This window comes from Luteibacter sp., assembly GCF_051958795.1.
In the GTDB taxonomy this organism is placed as follows: domain Bacteria; phylum Pseudomonadota; class Gammaproteobacteria; order Xanthomonadales; family Rhodanobacteraceae; genus Luteibacter.
In genome coordinates, this window is the sequence record NZ_JBQCFT010000410.1 from 1 (window position 1) to 5,021 (window position 5,021).

Sequence of the window (5,021 nt, forward strand, 5' to 3'; positions counted from 1 at the left end):
TGCTCTGCGAGCTCAACCCGTCGCTGAGTTTCCAGGAGATCGTGGCGCAGGAGTTGCGGGAGGCCGGGGTGGAACCGCTGGCCTTGCGCGCGGCACGTTAGTGGTCAAGCGACCCGACGAGCTGGCCGCGATGGCCGAGGCTGGGCGACTGCTCGCCTCAGTTTTCCATCATCTGAATGGGCTGGATCTCGAAGGGCGTAGCACGCTCGCCATCAACGATCTCGTCGAACGGATGATCGTCGACGATCTCCAGTCGCGGCCGGCGAGCAAAGGTCAGTACGGCTTCGAATTCGTACTGAATGCATCCATCGATAACGTCGTATGCCATGGCGTCCCCTCGGCGGGCGATATCCTGCGCAGCGGCCAGATCGTCAACCTCGACATCACGCTCGAAAAGAACGGGTACATCGCCGATTCAAGCACGACTTACCTGATAGGTGATGTGGCATACCCGGCACGGCGCCTGGTCAATGCGACCTACGAAGCGATGTGGAAAGGCATCGGCGCCGTCAAACCGGGCGCGCGCCTTGGTGACATCGGCCACGCGATCTCCCGGCACGCACAAGCGCACGGCTACAGCGTGGTGAAGGAATACTGTGGCCACGGCATCGGCCGCGAGATGCATGAAGATCCGCAGATCCTGCATTACGGGCGCCCCGGCACCGGCATGGTGTTGCGCGAAGGCATGGTCTTCACGATCGAACCCATGCTCAACCAGGGCCGCGCGGCTATCGTGAATCAGGAAGGCGAATGGCCGGTCTACACGCGGGATGGACGCCTTTCGGCGCAGTTTGAGCATACGGTCGCCGTCACGGCGACAGGCGCGCGCGTACTCACGCTGCGCCCTGGAGAAACACCGTTATCCCCATGACCTGACCCATGAAGCACCCATGGCGAGCACGCCGGACGACACGCCGTCCATCCTGGTCGTTGGGTGCCTCGAGACCCTCAATCGTCCACATACCCCTTCCGAAGTTTTTCAGCCACGAGCTTTTCCATCTCCCGATGCGCTCGCTGGGCGGTCTCGAAGACCTTGACCTGCGCCTGCCCCTGCGTTCCGATTCGACCGAACGTCACAGTGAACTGCAGACCGTCGACCTGTGCACGCCAGAACTTGCGTGAGGTGCCTTGTTCAAAGCGCAGGCTACGCAGTGATACGGGGCTGACGGCATCGCTTGTCGGCTCGGCAGAGGGCTCTTCTCCGGGGCCGGCCTCCGCCGGCGCCGTATCGATGTCGGGCAATATGTCGATGAGCGCATCGAGGGCGCGATCCTCGCCATCGGCGAGCATCCCTTCGATGCGGGCGATGACCGCTTCCTGGTCATCAATCCAGTCCTTGCCGGGGATATCGAGCACGTGCCAGCCAAACTGGCGGAGCACTCCCGGACGGAACACATACCGCTCCACGGTATCCACGACCGGGGCATCGGGCGCATCCAGAAGAATCGCAAGCGCGTAACCCTGTCCGGAAGGCTCGGCAATGGCAAGGTCGCAGCGGAATTGGGAACGCCCCACATTTTCGCTGACGATGTGACCGCGGTTGCGCAATGCCTTGGCGAGCTGGTCACGGATACTGTCGTTGCCCGCCACGCGCGCGAACGTGTCGCGGGCGCCGCGATTGAGGGCGGCAAGGGTCGCTTGAGCACGCTCGAACTGACCCGTCGCACTGGCCTGTGCGAACTGCAGGAACGTTCGCAGTGCAGCGGCGCCATCGTTGTGCACGTTCGTGATCGCGTCGGCCTGGATCGTCGATACCACCGCCATGCGGTGCCGGGCGCGACTGAAAATGACATTGAGACGCTTCTCGCCACCACGCTGGTTGATCGGGCCAAAATTCATGAGCATCTTGCCTTCGGGGCCCGGGGCATAACAGATGCTGAGGATGATGATGTCGCGCTCATCGCCCTGGACGTTCTCGAGGTTCTTTACGAACAATCCATTGAACTGGTCGTCATCCTCGCGCACGTATTCGCGCTCCAGCCGCGTTGCAAAGTCGGCATCCTCCGTGCCCAGGGCTTCGAGGGCCGTTTCGATCGCTCCTTGCTGGGCCTCGGAGAAGGCGACGATACCGATGCTCATGCCGGTTTCGCGACGGAGCATTTCGCGGACGACCTGCGCGATGTATTGGGCTTCGGGCTGGTTTCGTCGTTCGACGTATACGCCATCGGCGAGCCGGTGGAAGCTGATAGGGCGTGCCAGCAACGCTTCAGCGCCTTCGATGCCGGCATCCACGGCGTTGGAGCGGATCGAGGCGGGCTGCTCAACCGCCAGCTCCATCGCCCGGTCGGGGATGGTTACAAGCCTGCCATCGTAGAACGCGGCATTCGAGAAGCTGATCAGCGACTCGTGCCGGCTACGGTAATGCCATGCGAGAAGGGTCGCCGGCAGGTTGCGTCCAGCCTGGTTCAGGAGGCTATCGGCGTCGAGGCTGATCGCGATCTTCTCGCCATCGTCTTCCACGAGCACTTCATCGTCGCCCTCCGCTCCGCTGGCGGAAAAGAAGCTCGTTGGCGGTAGCTGCATTTCGTCACCGACCACGACGACCTGGCGGGCACGACTGAGCGCAGGAACCGCTTCCTCGGTGGGGATCTGGCTGGCTTCGTCGAAGATCACCACGTCGAACAGGTCCTTCGAAAGCGGGAGCGTGTCCGATACCGAGAGCGGACTCATCAGCCAGATCGGCTTGAGGTCATTGATGACCATGCCCGTTTCATCGTCGGCAAGATCGCGGATCGAGCGGTACCGCATGCTCTTGCCAAACTCGTGCTCTAGCTCGCGGCGACCCGTGGCGTAGTTCTTCTTGAACGCTTTTCCTTCGCCATCCAGTTGCGACGCCGCGAGTGCGGAGCGGTGCACGTTAGCGGCGAATTGCTGGTGGCGACTGGCGCAGATGACTTGCGCATTCAATGCGAGGAGTTCTCGCTGTGCGGTCGCCATCAAACGGGCCGCCTGTGCAAGCGCCGCGCCGCCAAAGCTGGCCACGACGGGGTCGAGCCGTTCGAGGCGCAGCAGGGCTTCATCGGAGACCAACGCCTCGAGTTCAACGGGCGATGCGTTGACGTGCGCGAGCAGGTCGGCGAATGCTGGCTCGGCGGTATGTACAGCGCGTAGCAATGGCAGCAGGTCGGGTAGGTCGTCCAGCGCTTCGCGCAGATCGCGGACCCACTCGGCGAGCTGGCCTGGGGTCGCCTCGTCAGCCGAGGCGAGGTTGTCCTGGACGCGATCAGCCAGCTTCTCCAACGGTGCGCGCCCGTCGGCTTCCGCACGGGCCGCCGCTACCGGATCGATGGCACGGCGCAGGTGCGCGAGCAGGGCATGATGCCCCGCGTCGGCTGATCCCGCACGCTGCTGGAGCGTATGCAGTGCGCTGAGAAAGGCGGCCAGGTCAGTGACACCATAGAGTTTCCGACCCTCCGCTTCCGCCGCTTCGAGCGCAGCGACGGCCGCATGTTCCCGGCCCAGCTGGCTGAGTATTTTTGCGAAGCCGGGCCGCACCGCGTGCTTGCCGAAGTCATATCGACGCTTCAACTCACCGCGTAAACGCCACCACGAAGGCTGGAACCAGCGCGCCACTGACCCTTCGAGCGCCTGCACCATGGAAAAGGCCGACTCGGTATCGCCTGGGCTGAGCTTGTCGCGCCAATGCACCGTGTCGGCGCGCGCGCGTTCCAGTTCGTCCTGGCACGTGGCAGCGTGGGCCTGGATCTGGCGGAGGGCTGCGTGCGCCGTTGAGGTCGGGTCGAGCAACGCCAGGTGCGCCACCAGGCCGGTATCCAGTAGCCACTGGCTTTCGATGGCGATGGCGAGCGCCACCGGAAGTGACATATCGGCATCGATCAGCGTAGCCGTGCTTTCGAGCAGGGGATCGAGCTGCGCGAGCAAGGCCTCGGCATCGCCACACAACTGCTCGGCTCGACCGAAGGCGCGGGCATCCGCGACGAGCGGCGCGGCAAGGCGAGCCAGTGCGTGACCGGCCATGCCCTCGCAGCCAAAGCGTTCCCACATCGCCCGGTGCACACGCTGCGCCAGTTCGTGATAGCGGTCCCATGTGGCCCCCGCGGGTACCCCCTCGCCACGGGCGGCACCGGCGGCGGGGGGCGGGGGGCGGGAGGCTACCCGGCGTAGCAGGCTACGCACGGTCACGCCCAGCTCGCTGGGTGTTGCCGTCATGGCTTCCTCGAAGCCTTCGATACGTCGCGTGGCCTTATCCAGCGCCTCAACCAGGACGCGGCGGCGGGTAGCCAGCGCGTCGCTTTCGTGCGCCGTGGCCATCCAACTCTCGTACCCGGCCTTCAGATCGGTGATGAACCCTTTTTTGTCGGCCTGCGAATCGTGGATGAGGCAGCAGAGGGCATCGAGGCCACTCTGCTTCAGGCGGTGGAACACCACGTCGAGGGCAGCGCGCTTTTCGCACACGAAGAGCACGCGCTTGCCACGGCCGGCATAGTCCGCGATGAGGTTGGTAATGGTCTGTGACTTACCGGTACCTGGAGGGCCCTGGATGATGAAGCTGCGTTGGCTGCGGGCGACGCCCACGGCGGCGTTCTGGGTGGCATCCGAGGGCACGACGCTCCACTGCTCTGCGAACGGCAGTGGCGCGGGCAGTTCGGTTTCGAGTTCGCGCGGTTCAATCGAGAACACCTTGTCGAAGGCGGGATTGACCGTGCCGTCGTCGATCAGCTGGGCGTAGTCACGTACCAGCGACATCTTCCTGTAGTTGAAGTTGGCAAGGGTGACCTGGGTCAGGTCCAGGTCCCACGCGTAGCGGTGGCCATCCGATTCTTCGAGCGAGTATGACTCGACGTCGGCTGGAGGCGCTTCCGCCACGGTATCCACCATGGTGGGCCGGCGCACCTCCTTGCTGGGCGACGCGCCGGCCTCCGTGCGTTGCGGGAGCTCGCTGGGGCGAACCCACTGCTCGAACAGGGCGCGGCCGAGTGGCCGGTAATCATCCTGCGCGTAGCTAAACGGTGGCAGCCACCCCGCATGGCGGGCGCGCTCCCTGGCCGGCCGGCGGCGCT

The 5,021-nt window shown here is 64.4% G+C and carries 2 protein-coding genes and 1 pseudogene; 2 read left to right on the forward strand and 1 reads right to left on the reverse strand.

Translation table 11 applies throughout. The features are described from left to right. A pseudogene (locus ACTHLF_RS20940) lies at positions 1–101 on the forward strand (ParD-like family protein); the annotation flags it as partial. Beyond that, positions 101–871 (forward strand): type I methionyl aminopeptidase, encoded by a 771-nt coding sequence (map, locus tag ACTHLF_RS20945; protein ID WP_440330121.1) that lies wholly within the window; start codon positions 101–103, stop codon positions 869–871. The pseudogene ACTHLF_RS20940 and the gene map, both read left to right, overlap by 1 nt. 77 nt (positions 872–948) lie before the next feature. Here map and ACTHLF_RS20950 read toward each other — a convergent pair. After that, on the reverse strand, positions 949–5,021 hold a 4,073-nt coding region (locus ACTHLF_RS20950), incomplete at its 5' end, for an AAA domain-containing protein (RefSeq protein ID WP_440330123.1).